We start from the raw sequence: 22960 nt of genomic DNA, 5'->3' as shown, positions 1-22960 counted from the left end.
GCCCCGTAATGCCGTGCAATGCCGCGCAATGCCGTGAAAGGTGCCGCCCGTGTCGCAGGAAGAAGAGAGGCCGGAAGGCCGCCGGAAGGGCGCCGAACGGGCGAGGAGCCGGGGGCTGCCGGTGCTGCCGACCCTCCTCACCCGCTCCGACCGGCGCCACCACGCCCGTACCGACCGGATCGTGTTCGGGGTCGCCGCCGTCCTCACCCTGGCCTTCGTCGTCTGGGGAGCCACGGCCACCGAGAGCCTCCAGGACGTCTCCAGCTCCCTCCTCGACGGGCTGATCCGCGACGGCGGCTGGGCGTTCATGCTCGCCGCCTCCGGGTTCGTCGTCTTCGCACTGTGGCTCGCCATCAGCCGCTACGGCCGGATCACCCTCGGCCGGGAGGAGGAGGGCCCCGAGTTCCGGACCGTGTCGTGGATCGCCATGATGTTCAGCGCCGGCATGGGCATCGGCCTGATGTTCTACGGCGTGAGCGAACCGCTCGCCCACTACGGCACCCCGCCGCCCGGCACCCACCCCGTCGACTCGGCCGAGCGGATGCAGACCGCCATGGCCACCACGCTCTTCCACTGGACGCTCCACCCGTGGGCGATCTACGCCGTCGTCGGCCTCGCCATCGCCTACTCCAGCTTCCGGCGCGGACGCCGCCAGACCATCAGCGCCGTCTTCGTCCCGCTGATGGGCGAGAAGCGGGCGTACGGCGGTCCCGGCCGGTTCATCGACATCCTGGCCATCTTCGCCACCCTCTTCGGCTCCGCCGCCTCCCTCGGCCTCGGCGCGCTCCAGATCGGCAGCGGCTTCGAGGAGCTGAACTGGATGGAGAAGACCGGCACGGGGCTGCTCGTCGCCATCATCGCGGTCCTCACCGTGGCCTTCGTCCTCTCCGCCGTCTCCGGCGTGGAGAGGGGCATCCAGTGGCTCTCCAACATCAACATGGTGCTCGCGGCGATCCTCGCCGTCTTCGTCTTCGTGGCGGGCCCCACCATCATCGTGCTCGACCTGCTGCCCACCTCGATCGCCGCCTACATCGGCGACCTGCCGCAGCTGGCCGGCCGCACCGAGGCGACCAGCGGCGAGAACATCCACGACTGGCTGGGCAGCTGGACCGTCTTCTACTGGGCGTGGTGGATCTCCTGGACGCCCTTCGTCGGCATGTTCATCGCCCGCATCAGCCGGGGCCGGACCGTCCGCCAGTTCGTCGGCGGGGTCATCCTGGTCCCCAGCACCGTCAGCCTGGTCTGGTTCGCCATCTTCGGCGGCACGGCGATGAAGCTCAGGGAGCGGGGCGAACTGGCCGGGGAGAGCACCCCCGAGGGGCAGCTCTTCGGCGTCCTCCAGGAGTTCCCGATCGCCGGCGCCATGAGCCTGCTCGTGATGATCCTCGTCGGCATCTTCTTCGTGTCCGGCGCGGACGCCGCCTCCATCGTCATGGGGACGCTCTCGCAGCGCGGCTCCTTCGAACCCACCCGGCCCGTGGTGGTCTTCTGGGGCGTGGTGACCGGCGCGGTCGCCGCGATCATGCTCATCATCGGCGACGGCCAGGGCGACGCGCTCGCGGGCCTGCAGAACCTCACCATCCTGGTCGCGGCGCCGTTCGTGCTGGTCATGATCGGAATGTGCGTGGCGCTCATGCGGGACCTGCGCAAGGACCCGCTCATCGTGCGCGGCGAGATGGGGGAGGAGGCCGTCGAACTCGCCGTGATCGCCGGACACGAGAAGTACTCCGGGGACTTCGAGCTGCGGATCGGGCCCGGCGAGCCGGACCAGGGCGGCTCCGGAACGCCGGGCCGGGACGGTTCCTGACGGAGGGCGGGGGCCGGGGGCCGGGAGCCGGGGGCCGCCGGTCAGGCGCGGCCCGCGGCCTTCTGACTCCTGCGGGACAGCGAGTCGACGACCACGGCGGCCAGCAGCACCGAACCCGTGATCATGAACTGGACGGCGTTGCTGACGCCCATGATGTTCATGCCCGACTGGATGGACCCGATCACCAGGGCGCCGAGCAGCGCCGACCAGACCGAGCCGCGCCCGCCGAACAGGCTCGTACCGCCGATGACGGCCGCGGCGATCACGTTCATCAGCAGGTTGCCGCCGCCGGAGGTCTGGCTCGCGGACTGGATCTGCCCGGCGAGGAAGAGACCGCCGATCGCCGCCATGGTCCCGGCGATCGAGAACACCGTCATCCGGACGAACGGCACGCTGATGCCGGCCCGGCGCGCGCCCTCGATGTTGCCGCCCACCGCGAAGATCCGCCGGCCGTACGTGGTCCGCCGCAGCACGAAGTCCAGGAGCACCAGCAGGACCAGGAAGATCAGCAGCGCCAGCGGCAGCCCCTGGTACCGGTTGAGGATGTACGCGGCGGCGAACGCCGGCGCCGCGAGGACGAGCGTGCGCAGCACGATCTCGGCGACCGGCCGGGACGGCACCCCGGCCGTGCGCCGCCGCCGGGCGTCCAGGAGCGAGGCCGCCAGGAAGAGTCCGACCCCGACGGCCGCGGTCGCGTAGGCGGCGACCGGGCTGTGGTAGACGGTCGAGTACAGCTCGGCGACGATGCTCTCGGCGGGGATGTTGACCGTGCCGCTCGTGCCGAGGATCTGGAGCATCAGCCCGTTCCAGGCGAGGTTGCCCGCCAGGGTGACGACGAAGGCCGGCACGCCCACCTTGGCGAAGAAGAACCCGTGGATCAGCCCGACGGCCGCGCCGCCCGCCACGGCGACCAGGAGTGCCGACCACTCGTTCATGCCGTTCAGGACGTTGAGCACGGCGAAGATCGCGGCGCACAGACCGCTCACGGAACCGACCGAGAGGTCGATCTCGCCGAGCAGCAGGACGAAGACGATCCCGACCGCGATCATGCCGGTGCCGACGATCTGCTGGCTGAGGTCGGAGAGGTTCTGGGCGGAGAGGAACGTGCTGTCCAGGCTGCCGAACACCGTCCAGATGATGATCACGGCGAGGACGACGGGCAGCGATCCCAGCTCTCCGCTGCGCAGCTTGCGCCGGAACTCCCCGACGTATCCCCTGACGCCCTCCTCGCGCACCAGGAGCCGGGTGTCCACGGCGGGCACGGCGCCGGAGGCCGGTTCCTGGGCGGCCCGGTCGGCGGCTCCGTCGGCGCCCTTGGAGAGGCGGTCCCGGTCCCGCTTCACGATTCCTCCCGCTTGCGGGCCTGGCGCCGGGTGACGGCGCTGTCGGTGGCCCCCGTGATGGCGGAGACGATCTCCTCGGTGGTCGTCGAGCGCTTGTCGAAGAAGCCGTTGTTCCGGCCGAGGCGCATCACGGCGATCCGGTCGGCGACCGCCATCACGTCCACCATGTTGTGGCTGATCAGGATCGTCCCGAGACCCCGGTCGCGGAGCCGTTCCACCAGGTCGAGGACCTCGGCGGTCTGCTCCACGCCCAGGGCGGCGGTGGGCTCGTCCAGGATCACGACCTTCGGGTCGCCGATCAGCGAACGGGCGATCGCCACGGTCTGGCGCTGCCCGCCGGAGAGGGACGCCACGGGGATGCGGACGCTCGGGATGCGGATCGACAGGGTGTCGAGCAGCTCGCGCGCCCGCTGGTCCATGCGGACCTCGTCCAGGATCCCGAACCTGCGCAGCTCGCGGCCGAGGAACAGGTTGGCGACCACGTCGAGGTTGTCGCACAGGGCGAGGTCCTGGTAGACGGTGGCGATCCCGAGGTTCTGGGCGTCGTGGGGCCGGGTGATGGAGACCGGCCGCCCCTCCCACGCGATGACGCCCTCGTCGGGCGGGTTCACCCCGGCGATCGCCTTCACGGCGGTGGACTTGCCGGCGCCGTTGTCGCCGACGAGCGCGACGACCTCGCCCGGGTGGACCTCCAGGTCGAAGCCCTTCAGGGCCTGGACCGCGCCGAACCGTTTGGAGACCCCCCGCAGTGTGAGCACCGGTGACTCCGGCAAGGGAACCGCCTCCTCCGCCCGCCCGAGCGGGACGCCCGCCCGCGCGGGACGGAACGACTCGCGACTACTGGAGACCGGCCTCCTTGCAGGCGGCCGCGTAGGTCGGGGTGCAGATCTCCTGGACCGTGTAGAGCCCGTCCTTGACGACGGTGTCCTTGATGTTGGACCTGTCGACCACGACCGGGGTCAGCAGCGAGGCGGGGACCTTCTGGCCACTGCCGCTGGTGACGGTGGTGGGGATCAGGTCGGACGGGATCGGCTTGCCCTCGGCCAGGTTGACGGCCATGGTGGCCGCGATGTCCGCCTCGGGCTTGTACGGCTTCTCGACCGTGATGGTCTGCGTGCCGAGCAGGATCCGCTGGATGGCGTCGAGCTGGGCGTCCTGGCCGGTCAGCGGCACGTTCATGCCCGCCGCCTTCAGGGCGGTGGCGATGCCGGCGGCCAGTCCGTCGTTGGCCGAGTAGACCCCGACGATCTTGTCCTTGCCCAGCGCGCTGATGGCACCGGACATCTGCTGGTTGGCGTTGTTCGGGTCCCAGTTCGGCGTGTCGTACTCCTTGCCGATCTTCACCTTGCCGTCCAGGACCGCGTGCGCGCCGGCCTTGAACTCGGCGGCGTTCGGGTCCGTCGGCGACCCGTTGTGCATCACGATCTCGCCGCTGCCCGCCTTGTCGCCGAGCGCGTCGAGGAGCGCCTTGCCCTGGAGCTCGCCCACCTTGCGGTTGTCGTACGAGACGTACGCGTCGACCGGTCCCTGCGCGAGGCGGTCGTACGCCACGACCTTGACGCCCGCGTCGTGGGCCTTCTGCACGGAGGACTGGATCGACTTGGCGTCCACGGCGTCCAGGATGAGGACCTTGTCGCCCTTGGCGAGCGCGGTGTTCACCTGCTGCTGCTGGGTGGTGGCGCTCTCGGCGGCGTTGTAGTAGTCGATCTGCGCCCCGGGCGCCAGCTCCTTGATCTTCGCCTCGATGTAGGGGCGGTCGAACTTCTCGTACCGGGTCGTCTTGCTCTCCGGAAGCAGCAGACCGATCCTCACCTCGTCCTGCGCCGCGGCCGGCTGCGCCGCTCCGGTCGTCGCCACCGCGCCCAGGGAGAGGGCCGCGGCTCCGGCGAGTGCGATCGCGCCCCGCAATGTACGGCTCATCGAAGGCTCCTTTCGTACGCCCCCTCTCCCCGGCTCTCGTGAGCGCGGGTACGCGGGGGCACACATGGCCTATATATCGACATTAGTCGCAACCCGGGGACCGGCAAGCGGGTGAAGCGGCCCCGCGGCGACCGGGCCGCCCCGGGCGCGTCGCGGACGGTGGCCGGACGGAGGCCGGACGTGCTCAGACGGGGGAGTCGCCAGGGCCGGCGGTGAGGTCGGTGGAGCGGAGGAGCCGCAGGAACGCCTTCAGACCGGTGATGATCTCCTCGTTGTCGGTGAGCCGGTTCACCGTCGCCTCGAACTCGCGGGCCAGGGCCGCGACGCCCCGGTCGGTCCGCTCGGCGCGCTCGTGCGCGGAGAGGCCGACCGCGTCCACGGTCCTGCGCAGCTCGGCCAGGGCCCGGTACTGCTCCTCCGCCTTCTCCTGGAGCACCGAGGCGCCCGCTTCGAGCGCGGCGACCCGCTCCCGCAGGGCCACCACGTCGTCCCGGGGGTACGTCACCTCCCTGAGCAACGTGCCGAGCCTGCCGCGCAGTTGCCCGAAGTACGCCCCGGCCGGCCGGAAGGCCGTGCTCAGCAGGAAGAACCCGGCGCACCAGTAGCCCGCCTCCCGGCCGGTCGCGACGGCGACGGCGAGCACGGCGGCGGCCGTCGCCACGTGCCCGGCGACGGCGACCCGCAGCATCACGCGCGCGATCCGCCGCGCCTCGGCGTCCCGCTCCCCGGGCAGGCAACCCGCCCCTCAGTAGCGGCTGTTCATGACCGTGCGCACCTCCGCGAGCGTGGCGTCGGCCACCGCCCGGGCGCGCTCGTTCCCCTCCCGGAGCACCGCGCGGAGGTGGGCCCGGTCCTCCGCGTACGCCGCGCGGCGGGCCCTGATCGGCGCCAGGTGCTCGTTGACCGCCTCCGTCACGGTCCTCTTCAGCGCGGCGGCCCCGCCGGAGCCGATCCCGGCGGCGATCTCCTCGGGGGCACGGCCCTGGCAGAGGGCCGCCAGGAGCAGCAGGGAGGACACCTCGGGGCGGTGGACCGGGTCGTACGCGATGTGGCGCTCGGAGTCGGTCTTCGCGCCCCGCAGCAGCCGGGCGGTCTCGTCTGCGCTCGCCGCCAGGGCGACGGCGTTGCCCCGGCTCTTGCTCATCTTGGTGCCGTCGGTGCCGAGCAGCAGCGGCGCGTCGGAGAGGAGCGCCTCGGGTTCGGGGAACACCCCGTCCCCGTAGCGGGCGTTGAAGCGGCGGGCGATCGTCCGCGTGACCTCCAGGTGCGGCAGCTGGTCCTGGCCGACCGGGACCAGGTTCGCCTTGCAGAAGAGGATGTCGGCCGCCTGGTGGACGGGATACGTGAACATCAGGCCGCTGACGGCGGACTGCCGGGAGTGGGCGATCTCGTCCTTGACCGTGGGGTTGCGGTTCAGTTCGGCCACGGACACCAGGCTGAGGAAGGGCAGCATCAGCTGGTTGAGGGCGGGGACGGCGCTGTGGGCGAAGATCGTGCTCCGCGCCGGGTCCACCCCGATCGCGAGGTGGTCCAGGACCAGTTCCTCGACGTGCCCGGGCAGGTCGTCCGCCACGTCCCGGTCGGTCAGGACCTGGTAGTCGGCGACGATCACGAAGAGCTCCGCCCCGAGGTCCTGGAGCCGGACCCGGTTGTGGAGCGTGCCGAAGTAGTGCCCCAGGTGCAACCGCCCGGTGGGCCGGTCGCCGGTGAGGACGCGGAACCGCCCGGGGGACCGGCGGATCTCCTCCTCCAGGGCGGCGCTGCGGGCCCGCGCGCCGGTCGTGTCGGCGGAGGGAGCGGGGGCGGCGAGGACTGCGGTGTTCACGGGGTCTCCTGGTGGGTCGAGGACGCCGCCGAACGACAGGGCCCCCGATCCGGGAAACGCGAGAAGGGCCGTTCGTCCGAACGGCCCTTGGGTCATGCGTGAGGGGTGGCCGCTCCTAGGAGGAGCGCCACCAGCTCAGGCACGACGAAGAACGCATGGATTTACCCTACACACTTCCGTCGGTGTGCGTCGGCCGTCGGTCAGGCCAGGACCACCGGAAGTTCGAACAGGTCGTTCTGGGTGACGACCGGCTTGTTGCGCAGCTCCTCGCGCGGCACGGCCAGACGCAGCTCCGGGAAGCGCGCGTACAGCGCGGGCAGCGCCACCGACGCCTCCAGACGGGACAGCGCCGCGCCCGGGCAGACGTGCGGACCGTGGCCGAAGGAGATGTGACGGTTCGGCGTGCGGGTCACGTCGAAGTCGCCCGCCGTCGGACCGAACTGGGCCTCGTCCCGGCCGATCGCGCCGAACGACACGATCAGGCCCTCGCCCTTGGGCAGGACCCGGTCGCCGACCTCGATGTCCTCGGCGGCGAACCGGATCAGGACGTGCGAGGTGGGCGTCGACCAGCGCAGGGTCTCCTCGATCACGTTCTCCCACGGCACCTCGCCCTTGAGCACCAGGTCGCGCTGGTCGGGGTGGGTGCTCAGGGCGACCACGGCGTTCACGATCAGGCTGATGGTCGTCTCGTGACCGGCGGCCACCATCAGCTGGAGGGTGTTGGTGATCTCCTCCGTGGTGAGCCGGTCGCCGTTCTCCGACGCCGCGATCAGCGCGCTGGTGAGGTCGTCGCCGGGGGCCTCCTCCTTGCCCGCCACGATCCCCCCGAACAGGGCGCCCAGGTCCGCCATCATCCGCGGCACCTCCTCGGGCGGGGTCTGCGTCGAGAAGAACTTGTCGAACAGCTCCTTCATGCGCGGCTGGTCGGCCTTGTCGACGCCCATCAGCTCGCAGACCACGTTCATCGGCAGCGGGTAGGCGAACTCCGCCTTCAGGTCCACCGTCTCGCCCTCCGGGCGCGCGGCGAGCCGGTCCAGCATCTCCGTGGTCAGGGCCTCGATGCCGGCGCGCAGCCGCTCCACCCGGCGCGCGGTCAGCGCCTGCGCGACCAGGGTGCGCAGCCGCCGGTGCTCCTCGCCGTCCGCGGTCAGCATGGACTTGCCGGGGTTGGCCAGGCCGATCAGCGGCCAGTCCAGGGGTATCTCACCGCGCTGCCAGGCGCCCCAGACATCGATGTCCTTGACCAGGCGCGGGTCCGTGAGCAGCTTCCGGGCCTCCGCGTGGTGGGTGACGGCGAAGCAGGGCACCCCGCCCGGCAGGACGACCCGGGCGAGCGGGCCGGCGGCGCGCAGCCGGGCGCTCTCGCCGTCGAGGTCGGTGACGAACGGGTCCAGGTCGATGACGCCGGTGCCGGACGCGGCGGTGTGGTCGTACGGGCAGCTCATCCGAGGGCTCCAAGGGCGGGGGTCGGGGTGTAGGTCACGGGAAGCGCGGTCAGCCCGCGCAGCCAGGGGGAGGGGCGGCGGGTGAGGTCCTGCGGGGCCACCGCGAGGTCCACGTCCGGCAGCCGGTCGAGCAGCACCTCGATGCCCGTCCGGGCGATGGTCTCGGCGACCTCCTGCGCGGGGAACGGGCAGCGGTGCTCGCCGTGTCCGAAGGACAGGTAGGCGTTGTTGCCGCCGGTGAGCGCGCCGGAGTCGGCCCGGACGTGCGGGTCGGAGTTGGCGGCGGCCAGGCCGAGCAGCAGCAGGTCCCCGCCGCCGATGCGGCGCCCGCCGAGGTGGGTGTCGCGCGAGGCCCACCGTCCGGCGACGTTCTGGGTGGGCGTGTCCTCCCAGAGGACCTCGTTCATCGCCTCGCCGACGCTGTGCCGGCCGCCGGACAGCGAGGCAGCGAACCGGTCGTCGGTGAGCATCAGGCGCAGCGAGTTGCCGATCCAGTCGGCGGTGGGCTGGTGGCCGGCGGCCAGCATCACCATGAGGTCCTGGGCGACCTCCTCGACCGTGAAGCCGGCCGTGTTGCCGAGCATCCGCGAGGCGACGTCGTCACCCGGGGCCGCCGCCTTGGCGGTGAGCAGCCCGAACATGGACTCGCCCAGGTGGCGCTGGCCCTCCAGGGCGCCCTCCTGGCCGTTGATCATGTCGTTCATGGCCTTGACGAGCCCGGGGCCCTGCTCGTCGGCGAAGCCGTAGACGCTGGCGAGCACCCGGACCGGCAGCAGCATCGCGTACTCGGCGATGATGTCGCAGGAGCCCTTGCCGCACAGCGTGTCGATCAGCTCGTCGGCGAACCGCTCGGCGCGCTGCCTCAGGACGAACGGGTCGATCGCCTCCAGGGCGCCCGAGACGACGTCCGCGCGCTCGCGGTGCCGCTCGCCGACGGTGTAGAGGATGGACGGCTGCTTGCGGCCGATCATGGGCAGCAGGGGCCAGTCCGCCGGGATGCGGTCCCACTGGTTCCACAGGTCGGAGTCGCGCGAGAAGAGCACCGGGTCGCTGGTGACCTGGTGCAGCTCGCGGTAGCCGAGGACCAGCCAGGCGGGCACGTCCCCGTCCAGGACGACCGGGGCGACCGCCCCGTGCTCGCGGCGCATCTGCCGGTAGAGCTCGGTGGGGTCGGTCTGGAACCGGGGCCCGCCCAGCGGGACGGGCCGGGGCTCGGAGTGGGGCACGGGGCAGGTCACGGGGCGGGCTCCGGAATGGGCTGCGGCGTCGGGTCCTGGGCGACGACGGACTGCAGGTGCTCGACGAGCGTGATCAGGACCTGCTTGCTGGACTCGCGCGACCGGGCGTCGCAGAAGACCAGCGGCACCTCGTCGGCGAGGTCGAGGGCCTCGCGGATCTGCCCGGCGGTGTGGGCGGGGCCGCCGAAGTCGTTGCAGGCGACGACGAACGGCGTGCCGTGGTGCTCCAGGCGGTCGATCGCGTACCAGGAGTCGGCGAGCCGGCGCGTGTCGACGAGCACGACCGCGCCGAGCGTCCCGGAGAACAGCCGGTCCCAGAGGAACCAGAACCGCTCCTGTCCGGGCGCCCCGAACAGATAGAGGATGTTGTGGGCGTCCAGCGAGATCCTGCCGAAGTCGAAGGCCACGGTGGTGGCCGTCTTCGCGGCGACGCCGACGGTGTCGTCGACGCCCTCGCCCGCCTGCGTCATGGTCTCCTCGGTGTTCAGCGGACGGATCTCGCTGACCGAGCGCACCAGGGTGGTCTTGCCGACGCCGAAACCGCCGACGACGACGATCTTCAGTCCGTTGTCGGCGGTGCTGTGCAGGGTCTGGCGCTGTTCAGAGGTTACGGAGTCCAACGAGCACCTGCTCCAGGATGTCGTGATCGGGAAGGCGGTACGACGCGCGGGGGTGCCGTGCGCTGATCCGGCCGGTGTCGTGGAGGTCGGCCAGCAGGATCCGGGTGATCGACACCGGCAGGCCGAGTCCGGCCGCCACCTCCACCACCGCCGTGGGGAAGCGGCACATGCGCAGGATCGCGGCGTGCTCGGACTGCATGCCGGGGGCCGGGTCGCTCTCGGCGACCACGAGGGTCACCAGGTCGAAGGCGTCGGACCCGGCACGGCTGCGGCCGCCGGTCAGGGTGTAGAGCCGGTCCGGGGACTCGTCCCTGCCCGGCCTGGGTCGGCTCATCCCCGGGGCCTCGCGACCAGGTACTCGCCGAGCTGCTCGACCAGCTCGGACATGTTGTGGCCGACGAGTCCGGCGTCGGCGTCCTCGTCGGCGACGAGCGCGAGGTGGGCGCCCTCGCCGGCCTCCACGATGAACAGGATGCCGCCGTAGAACTCGGCCATCGCGGAACGGACGCCGCCCGTGCCGTCGCCGAACTCCACGGAGGCACCGTGCGACAGGCTCTGGATGCCGGCGGCGATCGCGGCGAGCTGGTCCGCCTGGTCGACGGAGAGCTCGGGGGTACGGCAGAGCTTGAGGCCGTCACGGGAGAGCACCAGGGCGTGTCGGGTGCCCGGGGTGCGTTCCAGCAGGCCCTCCAGGAGCCAGCTCAGCTTCTCGTCGGTGGTGGTGCCGGTCATTTACGGGGTGCCTTCCGGGTGCGGGGAGTTCGAGAACGGCGACGTCCGGGGGGCGGACGTCCGGCCGGCCTGGTCGGACGGGACGGGCGGGACGGCCGGGGAGCCGTCCGCCGCCGGGGAGGTCTCGGTGCCGGCCTCGGGCCGGTCGGCGGCGTCGCGGACCGCCCGGCGGAAGGTGCCGAAGCGGGACGCCGCCCCGGCCGCCGCGCCGCTGCGCGGGCCGGCCGCGCGGGGCTTCGCGGCGGCCTCGGGCCCCTCGGGGTGGGCGGCGGCGAGCGCACGGCCGCGACGGCGGCGCGGCAGGCCGCTCTCGCCGAACTGCGGGTGCTCGCCGGTGCCCTCACCGGTGGTGTCCGGGGCCGTGTCGGGCTCGTGCACGGTCTCGGGCTCCCGGACCCGCGCGCCGGCGGGGGAGGGCGACGGGGCTTCGGCCGGTGCCCGGTCGGGAGCGGGCGCGGACAGACCGCGGCCGGACACGGGGGGCAGCACGGCGCCGGGCGCGGCCGGCGTCTCGGCGGGCACGTGGCTGATCAGCTCCTGCGGCAGCATCAGCAGGGCGCCGGTACCGCCGCGGGCCGAGGGACGGAACGACACGGTCAGACCGTGCTTGCGCGCCAGCCGGCCGACGACGGCCAGGCCGAGCCGGGTGCCGGACAGACCGGCCAGGTCCTGGGTCTCCGCGCTCACGGCGGCCTCGGCGCGGCGGAGCTGCACGTCGCTCATCACCAGGCCGCTGTCCTCCACCGCGATGATGACGCCGGCGGGGACCTCCTCCACGTAGACGTGGACCTCGGCGGTGGGCGGCGAGAAGTTGGCCGCGTTGTCCATGAGTTCGGCCAGGGCGTGCATGACGCCCTCGGCGGCGTGCCCCGCCACGGCCGCGTCGCTGCTGGAGTGCAGCCGCACCCGCTGGTAGCCGCCGATCCGTCCCATGGCGCCGCGCAGGATCGACTCCATGACGATCGGGCGGGCCCAGCGGCGGCCGGAGCGCGCTCCGGTCAGCACGGCGATGGAGTCGGCGAGCCGGCCCGCCTGGGCGGTGCGGTGGTCGAGGTGGAGGAGGTCGGTCAGGACGTCCTCGTCGGCGTGCCGGTGCTCCATCTCCCGCAGGTCGGCCAGCATGCTCGTGGCGAGCGCCTGCATGCGGCCGGCCGCGTTGGCGGCGGCGGCCATGGCGGCGGACCGGCCCGACTCGGCGCGGCGCAGCCTCTCCTCCAGGCGCGCGACGTCGGCGGCCCGGGCCCGGGACAGCTCCGCCGTCTCGGCCGCGTGGGCGCGGACCAGCTCCTCGGTCCGGGCGGCGCGGGCGGCCTCGGCGGCCGCGGTGTCCGCCGCGTACCGCTCCCTCAGGGACGCGGTCTCCCGCTCGGCCGAGGCCGCGGCCGCCGAGGCGTACGCGTCACGGGAGGCGAGTTCGGCGGTGAGCGTCTCGACCCTGCGGCCGAGGGCGCGCGAGGAGCGCCCGTACCAGGTGACGGCGAAGGCCGAGGCGGCGAGCAGCAGGACGCAGCAGACGGCGAACCAGGCGAGCGCGGGACGGACCCCGGCCGGCGCCGCGGCGGTCGCCGCCGCGGCGAGCGCACCACCTGCGGCGGCTGTCAGCAACGAGGCGAGCAGGGCGGGGCGGAAGGGGGTGGACGGCGCCGACATCAACCAGACTCTCAGAAACGGGCACGCGGGAAGGGAGTCGCAACGACGGCACTATAGAGGCGTTATTGATCAGTTAGGAACTGGCTTGATCGGATCGGTACGCAGGTAAAGGTTCAACTGTCCCTTTTATGCGATCAAGAGTGATCGAATTTACTCAGGGTTCACCGAAGTACCGCGCTGCCTCCGCGCCCTGTCGAGCACTCAGGCCGCCGGCCGTCAGGCGTCGAGGTACTCGATGTGCAGGCTGCCGGGCACGTGCCGACGCGTCCGCCCCCGGCCCCACGGGCCCGGAGCGAACTCCACGCAGAAGTGCCCCGACTCCGGGTGGCGCCGTGCGTAAGAAGGAGCCTGCTCGACGAACCGGCGCAGCGCGGCGCCCTGTTCGCGGAACGCGGTGGAGCTGCCGACGACGAACAGCGTGTGCGCGGCGATGTCGAAGGCGAGGTGGTCGCGGTACGTCCGGTGGTACAGCCGCTCGTGGTCGACGGCGTCCTCGTCCGGAAGGTCGTCGTCCGGCAGGGACACGGTGCCGGGCACGCCCGCACCGAGCCGCGCCCTGACCCCCTTCCACGCCGAGGCCGGGAACTGCAGGCTGTGATGGACCAGCACCAGGTCGAGGGCGACCGGTTCGGTCTCGCCGGCGCCGTCGTGGGGCGCCGGATGGCCCCGGAGGGGCAGGTACACCAGCGACCGGGCGGACCGGGCGGCCAGCGCCCACAGGGCGGCGAGCCGGTCGGCGCCGTCCCGGTCGGCGTACATCGACAGCCGGTGCCCGTCGTCGCGCAGCGCCGGCCCCGTCGCGTCCGGCCCGGGGGCCGACCGCACCACCCGGAGCTCGCGCCCGTCCAGACCGACCCTGTGCACCCGCACCCGCTGTTCCACGTGTTCCCTTCGTCCCGCCGTCGCCGCACCTTGGACGGAACCGCCGGGCCGCGGCCCCCGGTTTACGACCGGCGCCCGCCCTACCGCTCGCGCTCGACGAACGCGGGCCGCAGGGAGTCGTCGACCGGGTCGTAGTAGCGGTGGAACACCGGGGTGGCCGAGCCGGAGACGGGCGGGACGATCCAGCTCCAGTCGGCGGGGGTCGGCCTGCCGTGGCGGGTCTCCCGGTCGATGTGCCGGAGGAACCGCTCGGACTCCGTGTGGTGGTCCGCCATCGTCACCCCGGCCTCCCCGAAGGAGTGCAGCACCGCCACGTTCAGCTCGACCAGCGCCCGGTCCCGCCACAGCGTCCGCTCCGACGAGCGGTCCAGGCCCAGACGGTCGGCGACCACCGGCAGCAGGTTGTAGCGGTCGGTGTCGCCGAGGTTCCGCGCGCCGATCTCCGCCCCCATGTACCAGCCGTTGAACGGCGCCGCCGCATAGCGGACCCCGCCGATCTCCAGCGGCATGCCGCTGATCGCCGGCACCGCGTACCAGCGGAGCCCGAGCTCCGCGAACCACGGGTGGTCCGGATGCCGCAGCGGCACCTCCAGGACACAGCCGTCCGGCAGCTCGTACCACTCCGGCCGCGCGTCCGGACGCTCCCGCACCATCAACGGCAGTATCTGGAAGGGGTCGTCGGACCGCTTCCACCCCAGCTCGCGTGCGAGCGCGGTCGGCTCCGCGCCGCGCGGGTCGCCGACCCAGCGCCCCTCCGGAGTGCGGTGCCCCGCGTAGCGCACCAGCTGGTCGTTGACGATCCGGGGCCCGGGGCGGCCGGGCCGGTCCGGCGCGAAGACCGAGACCACCGGACGGATCCGCCCGCCGTTGCCGGCCAGCCGCAGGTGCTCGAAGCAGGCCTCGGCGATCCCGTCGGCCGAGGAGACGTGCCGCAGGTCGCGCACCACGAGGCTGCGCCAGTAGAGCCTGCCGATGCAGCGGGCCGCGTTGCGCCACGCGACACGGGCGCCGAACGCCAGCTCGTCCGGAGTGTGTGCGTACGTGCCGGTCCGGTCGATCTCGGCGAGCACCTCACGGACCCGGAGCTCCGCGTCACCCGCCCGCGGCTCCTCCCGGTGGAACTGCCGGACGAAGCGCTCCGCCTCCCGCCGGTCGGTGGCGTGCGGCTCCGCCTCGCGCGGTCGTGGGGGCCCCTGGGGGCCGGGGGTGACGTCGGACGTGAACGGACAGACGTCGACGGAGGCCGACTTCCGTCGACGGCGCAGACTGAAGACCAAGGTGTTCCCTCCCGGCCTCCATGACTACCCCATGTGTTCGCGCGTGTGTGGAGAGTGTGCGTACTTCGTACGGGAACGGCACCGCGCTGATATCGTGCCCGGTTCGCTACAACTCCTGCGCACCCGGCATGTTCTGCTCCGCCCAGACCACCTTGCCGGTGACCGTGCGGCAGGAACCCCAGCGGCGACAGAGCATGTTGATGAGCTGGAGCCCCCGCCCGCCCTCGTCGCTGAGGTCCGCGTGCTGGATCTGCGGCAGGTCGGGACCCGTGTCCGAGACCTCCACGACCAGCCGCTCGCCGCGCCACAGCCGCAGCTCGCCCGGCCCGTTGCCGTACCGCAGCGCGTTGCCCACGAGTTCGGAGACCACCAGCTCGCAGACGTCCGCGAGCTCGTCGAGCTCCCACGCGGAGAGCTGACCGGTCACCAGGTTCCGCGCGACCGAGGCCGCCCGCCCGTCCTTCGGCAGCTCCCACACCCGCAGGTCGCGGCGCGGGGACGGCGAGTCCGTCGCGACCAGGAGCACCGCCTCGTCGAACCGCTCGGCCCCGGCCGGAGCGCGTTCCACGAGCCCGCCCGCCTCCAGAGCCCCGGGGGTGAGGTCCAGCGCGGCCGACCGCAGCCGCTCCAACTGCTCGTCCAGGTCCTCGGTCCGGGTCTTGATGAGCCCGTCCGTGTACATCACCAGATGCCCGCCGTCGGGGACCTTCAGCCGGATCGGGTCGTACGGGATCACCCCCGCGCCCAGGGGCGCGCCGGCCGGCACGTCCACGAAGTCCGCCGCGCCCCGCCCGTCGAGGAGCAGCGGCGGCAGGTGCCCGGCGCTGGCCAGCGTGTAGCTGGAGTCCGCCGGGTCGTAGACCGCGCACAGACACGTGGCGACCTGCTCGTCCTCCAGGTCGCGGGTGGCCAGGTCGAGCCGTGCCAGGACCCGCTCCGGGGCCATGTCCAGGGTCATCAGGGTGCGGGCGACGGCACGCAGCCGGCCCATCGTGGCGGCGGCGGGCAGCCCGTGCCCCATCACGTCCCCCACCACCAGGGCCGTCCGCCCGCCGGGCAGTGCCATCACGTCGTACCAGTCCCCGCCCACCCCGTGGCCGGCCGTCGAGGGCACGTACTCCGAGTGCAGCCGCAGCCCCGGCGTCACCGGGGTCGCGCGCGGCAGCAGGCTGCGCTGCAACGAGACCACGTGCTCGCGCTCGCGCCCGTACAGGCGCGCGTTGTCGATGAAGACGGCGGCCTTCGAGGCGAGCTGCTCCGCCAGGGCCAGGTCCGTGGACGAGAACGGCGGCGTCCCGCGACCGCGCACGAAGTCGGCGCTCCCGAGCAGCAGCCCGCGGGCGATCAGCGGCACGGCCAGATAGCTGTGCACCCCGGCGGCGCGCATCTGCAACGCCGCGCTCGCCGTCGGCGCGACGCGGGAGAAGTCGTCGCCCCGCATCCGGCTCAGCAGGACCGGCTTGCCCTGCCGGAGGCAGTACCGGTGCAGCAGCGTCTCGTGCTGCTCCTCGGTCTGGACGTAGGTCTCGCCCACCGGGGTCGGTTCCAGGGAGGAGAGCTCCTCGATGGCGCACAGCGCCGTGGCCCGCAGCAGGGGGATGCCCTCCCCCGTCCACCGGGCCCCCTCCTCGCCGCGCAGGACGCTCTCCAGGACGTCCACGGCGGCGCCGTCGGCGAACCGGGGCACGGTGAACTCGGCCAGTTCCTGCGCGGTGCGCTCCAGATCCAGCGTCGTGCCGATCCTGGAGGTGGCGGAATTCAGCCATGCGAGCTGACTGCGGGTGGTGAACCGGTCGGGCGGCAGCAGACCCCTGCTCCTGCGGAACCGCGCGCCCGCGCCGGCCGGGTGGTGGGCCGACGGATTGCTCCCGGTCGAGGCGCGGCTGGTCAGGCGCCGCCTGTCGCTCCCGCCGTTCACTCTTTCGGCCTCCAGACAGGATGTGACGCCATCTGCTGCACAGTCTGCACCGGAAGAGGCCACAGTGCATCAGGCATGCGGAAGCAACCTGCGCAAGTACGCCCACGGCCACGCCGAGTCACTTCGGCGTGACCGTCCGCGACGCCGGGTCGGGGGCGCGGGGCCTCCGTGCCGGCCGCCCCGTCCCGGAGGCCCCGCCCTCAGATCCCCACGACCTTGGCGGCCGCCGACACCTCGTACACCAGGGTGACCGTGCGGCGGCCGCCCGGCGGCAGGGAGACGTCCCAGCGGACGATGCCCTCCGCGTCGACCGTGGCGGGCGCGGGGGAGCAGGACTCCTTGCGCAGGCGCACCTCCACCGCCGAGACCTCGGAGACGGGGATCCGCTCCCGCAGGGCCACCACCCGCTCGCCGTCCTCGCCGGGCGCGGAGAACCGGGACAGGTGCAGCCGGACCGTGCGGGTGGTCACGGCCCGCTGGGTGAGTCCGGCCGTGTCGTGGGACTCCTCGGCGTACCGGACGACCCGGATGTCGTCGCGGCTGCCGTAGGCCAGCTCCGCGGGGGCGCCGGGAGCGGTGAAGTCCAGCGCGCCGCGGCCGGCGGAGCCGCTGCCGCGCACCAGGTCCACCGGCCCCGCGAGCAGGGCGTGGCCGGACCGGTTGTCGAACCGCACCACCTGGGTCACCAGCGGGGACAGCTCGGGGGAGCAGGCGTACTCGCCGCTCGCGTCCGTCGTGAAGACGGAGAGCGGCACCCGGTGCGCGCGGCCGTCGCCCGGCACGGAGACCGGCGCCGGGGCGTTCAGGACGCGCGCCTCGCCGCCGTCGTCGACCCCCGGCAGCCCGAGCACCGGCACCGGCCCGAGGTCACCGATCAGCTCCTCGCGCACCTCGACGTCGACCGTGCGGCGCTCGGCGGCGGAGCGGTCCCTGAGCGTCAGCCGGTCCTCGACCAGACGCGGCGGCTCGGTGGCGAGCGCCGAACGGGCCGTCGACAGCGTCAGCCGCACGTCCGACCAGTCCTCGCCGGTCCGCTGCCAGACCACGGCCTCGGTCTCCAGGGTCAGCGAGCCGCCGTCGAGGACGGCCCGGTAGGCGGGCCGCCACAGCGCGCACGGGGTGAGGTGGCCGAGCCGCAGCCGGGCCGGGCCCGCCTCCGCCGCCTCCACCGTCAGCTCCACGTGGGCGACGAGTTCGGGCGGCTCCTGTTCGGCCTCCTCCAGGGCCCGCAGGGTCGCGCCGTATTCGGCGTCGAGGTCGGTCAGCCGGACCTCGACGGCACGGAGCCGTTCGGCGTACGTGTCGCGCTCGGCGTCCACGCGGTCCAGTTCCCGGCCCCAGCGCTCCCCCTCGCTCTCACCGGAGCCGACGCCCTCGCGGATCTCCCGCAGCAGGTCGGCGGCGAGCCGGCCCAGCAGGTCGAGCCGGACGCGCAGCCGGTCGCGCTCCCGCTCCGCGCCGTGCCGCTCCTCTTCGAGGGCGTGCGCGCGCAGCCGGAGGGCGGAGTCGTCGTCGGCGGAGGGAACCGGGCCGCGCGGCGTCCAGGTGCGGACGATCCGCGCGCCCAGCACGGTCGCCGGGCGGTCGGAGACCAGCTCGGCGTGGAGGGTGCGGTCGACGGCGAGCGCGCTGACCGGTCCGAGGCGCAGCCGCTGGACACCGGCCGCCAGATCGAGGCCGGCGGTCCGCTCGACGTGGGCGCGGTCCTCCAGGCAGGTGACGGCGGTGACGGGAAGGGCGATCGGTCGGGTTTCCGTGGTCATGGTGGGGTCAGCTCCTGCGGTTGCCGTCGACCAGGGCCTTGCCGGCCGGGACGCGGATCTCGTAGCCGCCTTCGAGGACGGCGGTGCCGCCGGCGGGGAGTTCGACCCGCCGGACGCGGGTGCCCGCCGCGTGCTCCTCGGGCCCGTCCTCGGGCACCGCCCAGCCGGGCCGTTCCTCGATCCGCACATCGGGCTCGGAGGTGACCGGCACCCGCTCGCGGACCTCCACGACGGCGGGCGCCGCGAGCCGGTTCACCAGCTCCACGCGCACCTGGTGGTCGAGCACGGTGACGTTGTTGCGCAAGCCCGCGGTCGACTCCCGCAGGTGCGTGCGGCGGGTCACGCGGATCGCCTCGGCCGGGCCCAGGCCCAGCCGCCCGACGCCGCCGGGGGCGAGCGTGGGGAGCGCGGCCGTCAGCAGGAACTCGCCGTCGACGGTGACCTCCACCGGGCCGGCGAGCAGGGCCTGGCCGGTCGCGTTGGAGACCACGAGCGTCGCGTACACGGTCTCCTCCACGGACGGCACGCAGAGGTGCTCGGTGCGCAGACCGACCGGGATCCCGCCGACGGTGACGGTGTGCCAGGTGCCGTCCGACGGGACGTCGGCGCGGGCGTCCGCGTCGAAGCGGTGGTCGAACGAACCCGCCGACTCGCGGGGGCGGACGGCGTGCCGGGGCAGCGGCAGCGCCGCCACCCCTTCGGCGCGGCGGCGGTACTCGGTCGCCACGGCGTCGAAGGAGGAGCCGGGGAACAGCCTTCCCCGGCGCGCCCCCTGGTCCTCGGGTCCGGACAGGACGAGGGAGGCGTAGTCCAGCTCGTCGCCGTCCGGCCGCGGCGGACCGGACGGCGACGGGGGCGGCGCGGCCGGGGCGGGCGCGCCGGGAACCGCGGGCGCCATGGAGCGCCGGGCGGACCTCGGCGCGGAGCCCGGCGCGGCGCCGTAGCCCTGCGGCGCGGATCCGGGCGCCCCGCCGAAGGCCTCGGGGGCGAAGCCGTACGCGGCGCCGGGCGGCGGGGGCGCTCCGGTGAGGGCCGGCGGCCCGGCGAAGCCCGGCGGAGCCGGGGCCGGGGGCGGCGCCGGTACGGGAGCGGCCGCGACCGGCACGGCCGCGGAGCCCGCCGCGGCGCCGCCGACCAGGGAGGAGGCCGGGACGGGCCGGGGGCCGGCCGCCTCGTACCCGCCGAAGAGGTCGGCGAGGCCCGCCGGGGGCTCGCGCCAGCCGGACGGCGCGGGGTCCGCCTGCCGGCGCCCGATCCGCACCGAACGCAGGCGCGGCAGGTCGGTGCGCCGCCGCAGGTCGGCGGTGGCCAGGGCGAGGCGCACCCCGGTCCAGTCCTCGCCGGTCCGCTGGGCGACCGAGGCGCGCAGCACCAACTGCCCGCCGTCCTCGTCCCGGCGGTGGGAGAGCCGGTAGGCCGGCACCCAGACGGCGCCCGGCACCCCGTACTCCAGCTCCAGTTCCACTTCCGCCGGAGCCTCCCCGCCGACCGCGCCGTCGAGGGTCAGGACGGCGCGGACGCTGGTCTCGACGTGCTCGGCGGGGGCGTCGGTGGAGGCCCGGTCGAGCCGGTCGAAGGCGACGGAGAGCGCGTGCCCGGTCCGGCGCAGCTCCTCCTCGAGCTCGGCGAGGCGCGCGTGCAGCCGGGCCAGCCGCCCGTCGACGAAGTCGGCGAGTTCCAGCCAGGCGTCGACCGCGGTGCGGCGGTGCGGGTCCTCGCGCCTGCGGGCCGGAGGGACCGGGTGCAGGCCCTCGACCTCAGCGATCAGGGTCCGCTGCCGGTCCCGGCGCCCCTCGGCCGCCGCGTGCGCGTCGCGCAGCCGCTCGACCTCGCGCCGCAGTTCGTCGGGCGCGCCGCCGTCGAGCGGCTCGGACGCGACCTCCACCCGGGCCTCGGTGACCCGGACGCCGGCGGGGCCCAGGACGCGGGCCCGCAGCGAGCCCGGGTCCAGGGTGCGGGGCAGTCCCGCGACCCGCACCCGCCCGTCCCGGGGCACGACGCCCCGGGCCAGACGGCGGCAGACCGCCCCCTGCGCGTACACCACGACCGAATCGAGGGTCGACTCCCACCTCCGGGCCGTCTCCTCCGACATGCGCCTCGCCCCCTGCCCCGTCCGTCGTACCGGTCGAAGCCTACGCGGACGGGCCGCGCCCCGGTGCCCGGACGCGTCCCTCAGGCCGCGGGCGCCTCCGTCAGGACCGTCCGCACCTCCTCCGCCAGCGCCTGGAAGTCGCCGGTCGGCGCGGTCGGGTAGCGCCGGTGGTCACGGGCCCAGGCGTCGTCCTTCGCGAACCAGTCGACGGCGACGGGCGCCCGGCCGGTCGCCAGGGCGGTGTCGAGGCTCGCGAAGTACGCGGCCCAGCGCGGCGCGTAGAGGTCGCGGACCAGTCCGTCCCACTCGCGGTTGGCGTAGTCGCGCAGCCCTCCCTCGCTCGGCCCCCGGCCGCCCCAGGTGGTCAGGATCGAGCGCACGTCGTACTCGAGCCGGTCGCGCTCGGCCGGGTCGGCGCCCCAGGAGCGGGCGCTCTCCAGCCACGGGCCGAGCATGAAGCGCCGGTCGGAGCCGACGAGCCGGCCGAGCAGTTCCATGTGGGAGTTCCACTCGCGCACCAGCGTCCGGAAGCCTTCCAGGTCCTCGGCGTCGTGAGCGGCCTTGATCCTCGGCAGCAGCACCCGGCCGCGGTTGGTGAGCGCCTGGCGCGCCACGTCCACGAGGTCGTGGCGGTACGCGTCCGTGGTCCGCAGCGCGGGCGCGACCCGGAGCAGTTCCGACAGCGCCCGCTCCACCGTGGTGGCGTCGTACCGGGAGAAGGGCGGGCTCCAGAGCGCGGCCGTGGTCGCCGTGAGGCTCGGCCGGGCGGCGAAGACGCTGTCCTGCGGGTCGCCCCAGGTCCCCGCGGGCGTGCTGTACGGGCCGAGGCGCAGCTGCTCCCACGCGGCGGCGGCGTGCGGGTCGGCGCCCCCGTAGCGGCGGGCGGCGTAGTCGGCGAACCAGGCCCGCTGGTCGACCGGGCCCGGCTCCCAGGCGAGTTCGGTGAACAGCTCGAACACGGCGGGGTTGCCGCCGGTGGCCTCCGGCAGATAGGCGATGCCGCGCAGCTTGGAGCCCGGCTTGGTCAGCCACGTGTGGAAGCGTTCCCCCCACAGGGCGGTGTTGGCGCCGATGCTGGTGTGGCCGCCGAAGTTGGGGATCGTGCCGAAGGCGTAGGGCGTGCTGTTCCACTGCTTCTCGCGGTCGAGGCCGTTGTAGCGGTCGGAGACGCCGTCGACGATCAGGACCCGCTCGCGGTCCACCCCGCTCAGGAGCTTGGGCGTCGGGTTCCGCTGCCAGCCGAGCAGGACCCAGGTGGCACCGGGGTGGGAGGCCTCCAGGGCCCGCTGGACGGCCCCTGCGGCCGCGGCCACGTCGACCCCGCCCGCCGCGCCGCCCTCGTGCAGCAGGTCCATCTTGAACATGTCGCTGTCGCCGAACCGCTCCCGCTGGACCCGGTAGTAAGTGGCGGCGAGCCGGTCGAAGACCGGACCGGTCGGGTTCAGCCAGTCGGGCCGCTCGAACTCCACCCACTTGCCCTGCGGGACGGTGACCGCTCCCGGGTTCCGCTCGGCGAACCCCGGCGGCACCGTGCCGAAGTAGCCCGGCAGGACGGGGGTCATGCCGAGCGAGCGGAGCTGCCGCGCGATCCGGGCGCCGAGCGCGGCGCGGGCCTCGATCAGCCGCTCGGAGACCGGGCCCGCGAAGCCGGAGATGTTCTGCAGCAGCCACCAGGCCTGGTGGCCGGGGGCGGGGATCCAGTTCCGCAGCTCGGCGGCGTCGTAGCCGAACTCCTGGAGGGCCCGGTAGTACGGGTACTCGGCCCCCGTCGGCACGAAGACCTCGTTCACGCCGTGCAGCGCCATCAGGTCGATGTCGCGGCGGTACGTCTCGAAGTCCCGGTAGGCGCCCGAGTAGCCCTCGTCGGTGTCGTTCAGGGCGTAGCGGTGGGGCACGCTCGCCGACCGGGTGAGGGTGCCGGAGACCGCGGGGAGCACGGCGGGCAGCCGGCCGAGGCTGTCGCCCGGCCAGCCGATGTCGACCCCGGCGACCCGCTCCAGGTACCAGCCCGCCCCGGCGAGCAGCGTGGCCGGCGAGGTGCCCCGCACCTGGATCCCGCCCGCTCCGCCGGAGACCGCGAAGTAGTCGCCGGACTCCGGCCTCTCGACGGGGACCAGGGTGAACTGCCGGGCCCGCGAGGACAGCAGGCGCTCCAGGCTCGCCCGCGCGGGTGCCGGGTCGAAGGCGGGCGCGGCGGCGGAGGACGCGGTCCCGCCCCGGGGGGACAGCGCGTCGGGCGCCACCGCCGTCGCGACGACGAGCACCACGAGGACGAGGACGTGACGGCATCGGAGGATCAGGCGACTGCCCATGTGGTTCCCTGCTGGAAGAGGCCGGCGGATCGTCCGACCACTTTCCTACGCGCTCCCTTTCGACGAGGGGAAGCGGAGCGGGGCCCGGCGGGGTCTCATCCTTACGGGTGTACACGGCACCCGCCGGCGCACGAAG

General features: G+C 73.9%; 18 protein-coding genes. 1 reads left to right on the top strand and 17 read right to left on the bottom strand.

The features are described 5' to 3' along the window. Nucleotides 1–121: 121 nt before the first annotated feature. Nucleotides 122–1807 carry a BCCT family transporter gene (locus ACWGSR_RS18055; RefSeq protein WP_453567471.1) on the top strand — a complete coding sequence of 562 codons (1686 nt, stop codon included), beginning with the start codon at nt 122–124 and terminating at the stop codon, nt 1805–1807. A gap of 41 nt (nt 1808–1848) precedes the next feature. Here ACWGSR_RS18055 and ACWGSR_RS18050 read toward each other — a convergent pair whose 3' ends face one another. The 17 genes from ACWGSR_RS18050 to ACWGSR_RS17970 all read right to left on the bottom strand — a co-directional run bounded on the left by ACWGSR_RS18050 (nt 1849) and on the right by ACWGSR_RS17970 (nt 22824). Beyond that, nucleotides 1849–3150, bottom strand: a complete 1302-nt coding sequence (locus ACWGSR_RS18050) for a sugar ABC transporter permease (protein ID WP_376240768.1) — start codon at nt 3148–3150, stop codon at nt 1849–1851. Beyond that, the gene (locus tag ACWGSR_RS18045) at nt 3147–3923 is read right to left on the bottom strand and encodes an ATP-binding cassette domain-containing protein (protein ID WP_376240766.1); all 777 of its coding nucleotides are present in this window, start codon (nt 3921–3923) and stop codon (nt 3147–3149) included. Before ACWGSR_RS18045 ends, ACWGSR_RS18050 begins: the two co-directional genes overlap by 4 nt. 64 nt (nt 3924–3987) lie before the next feature. Further along, nucleotides 3988–5070, bottom strand: coding sequence for a substrate-binding domain-containing protein (locus ACWGSR_RS18040; protein ID WP_453567417.1), 1083 nt, complete (start codon nt 5068–5070; stop codon nt 3988–3990). A 184-nt stretch (nt 5071–5254) separates the two neighbouring features. Then, complete coding sequence (locus ACWGSR_RS18035) at nt 5255–5761, bottom strand: hypothetical protein (RefSeq protein WP_453567415.1); 507 nt, start codon at nt 5759–5761, stop codon at nt 5255–5257. 54 nt (nt 5762–5815) lie between these two features. Beyond that, a complete protein-coding gene (gene trpS / locus ACWGSR_RS18030) occupies nt 5816–6895 on the bottom strand; it encodes a tryptophan--tRNA ligase (protein WP_376240760.1) in 1080 nt (359 codons plus the stop codon). Nucleotides 6896–7095: 200 nt separating this feature from the next. After that, the gene (locus ACWGSR_RS18025; RefSeq protein WP_453567413.1) at nt 7096–8340 is read right to left on the bottom strand and encodes a cytochrome P450 family protein; all 1245 of its coding nucleotides are present in this window, start codon (nt 8338–8340) and stop codon (nt 7096–7098) included. Next, nucleotides 8337–9578, bottom strand: coding sequence for a cytochrome P450 (locus ACWGSR_RS18020; RefSeq protein ID WP_376240756.1), 1242 nt, complete (start codon nt 9576–9578; stop codon nt 8337–8339). Before ACWGSR_RS18020 ends, ACWGSR_RS18025 begins: the two co-directional genes overlap by 4 nt. Beyond that, nucleotides 9575–10198 carry a GTP-binding protein gene (locus tag ACWGSR_RS18015; protein ID WP_376240754.1) on the bottom strand — a complete coding sequence of 208 codons (624 nt, stop codon included), beginning with the start codon at nt 10196–10198 and terminating at the stop codon, nt 9575–9577. Before ACWGSR_RS18015 ends, ACWGSR_RS18020 begins: the two co-directional genes overlap by 4 nt. Then, nucleotides 10179–10532, bottom strand: a complete 354-nt coding sequence (locus ACWGSR_RS18010) for a DUF742 domain-containing protein (RefSeq protein ID WP_383361633.1) — start codon at nt 10530–10532, stop codon at nt 10179–10181. Before ACWGSR_RS18010 ends, ACWGSR_RS18015 begins: the two co-directional genes overlap by 20 nt. Then, nucleotides 10529–10930: a roadblock/LC7 domain-containing protein gene (locus ACWGSR_RS18005; RefSeq protein ID WP_030690508.1), complete on the bottom strand. Its 402-nt coding sequence runs from the start codon at nt 10928–10930 to the stop codon at nt 10529–10531. Before ACWGSR_RS18005 ends, ACWGSR_RS18010 begins: the two co-directional genes overlap by 4 nt. Then, the gene (locus ACWGSR_RS18000) at nt 10931–12580 is read right to left on the bottom strand and encodes an ATP-binding protein (RefSeq protein ID WP_453567410.1); all 1650 of its coding nucleotides are present in this window, start codon (nt 12578–12580) and stop codon (nt 10931–10933) included. 216 nt (nt 12581–12796) lie between these two features. Next, nucleotides 12797–13462 carry a hypothetical protein gene (locus tag ACWGSR_RS17995; protein WP_453567408.1) on the bottom strand — a complete coding sequence of 222 codons (666 nt, stop codon included), beginning with the start codon at nt 13460–13462 and terminating at the stop codon, nt 12797–12799. A gap of 80 nt (nt 13463–13542) precedes the next feature. Continuing rightward, nucleotides 13543–14739, bottom strand: a complete 1197-nt coding sequence (locus ACWGSR_RS17990) for a nitric oxide synthase oxygenase (RefSeq protein ID WP_376240745.1) — start codon at nt 14737–14739, stop codon at nt 13543–13545. Between the two features lie 106 nt (nt 14740–14845). Continuing rightward, the gene (locus ACWGSR_RS17985) at nt 14846–16657 is read right to left on the bottom strand and encodes an ATP-binding SpoIIE family protein phosphatase (RefSeq protein WP_453567406.1); all 1812 of its coding nucleotides are present in this window, start codon (nt 16655–16657) and stop codon (nt 14846–14848) included. A gap of 200 nt (nt 16658–16857) precedes the next feature. Next, nucleotides 16858–18420, bottom strand: coding sequence for a DUF4139 domain-containing protein (locus ACWGSR_RS17980; protein ID WP_453567404.1), 1563 nt, complete (start codon nt 18418–18420; stop codon nt 16858–16860). Between the two features lie 7 nt (nt 18421–18427). Next, nucleotides 18428–20512 carry a DUF4139 domain-containing protein gene (locus ACWGSR_RS17975; protein WP_453567402.1) on the bottom strand — a complete coding sequence of 695 codons (2085 nt, stop codon included), beginning with the start codon at nt 20510–20512 and terminating at the stop codon, nt 18428–18430. A gap of 80 nt (nt 20513–20592) precedes the next feature. Beyond that, nucleotides 20593–22824, bottom strand: coding sequence for an alpha-N-acetylglucosaminidase (locus ACWGSR_RS17970; RefSeq protein ID WP_453567400.1), 2232 nt, complete (start codon nt 22822–22824; stop codon nt 20593–20595). Nucleotides 22825–22960 lie beyond the last annotated feature (136 nt).

It is taken from the genome of Streptomyces sp. NPDC055632, assembly GCF_053618675.1.
This window is presented reverse-complemented; position numbering and strand designations above follow the sequence as displayed.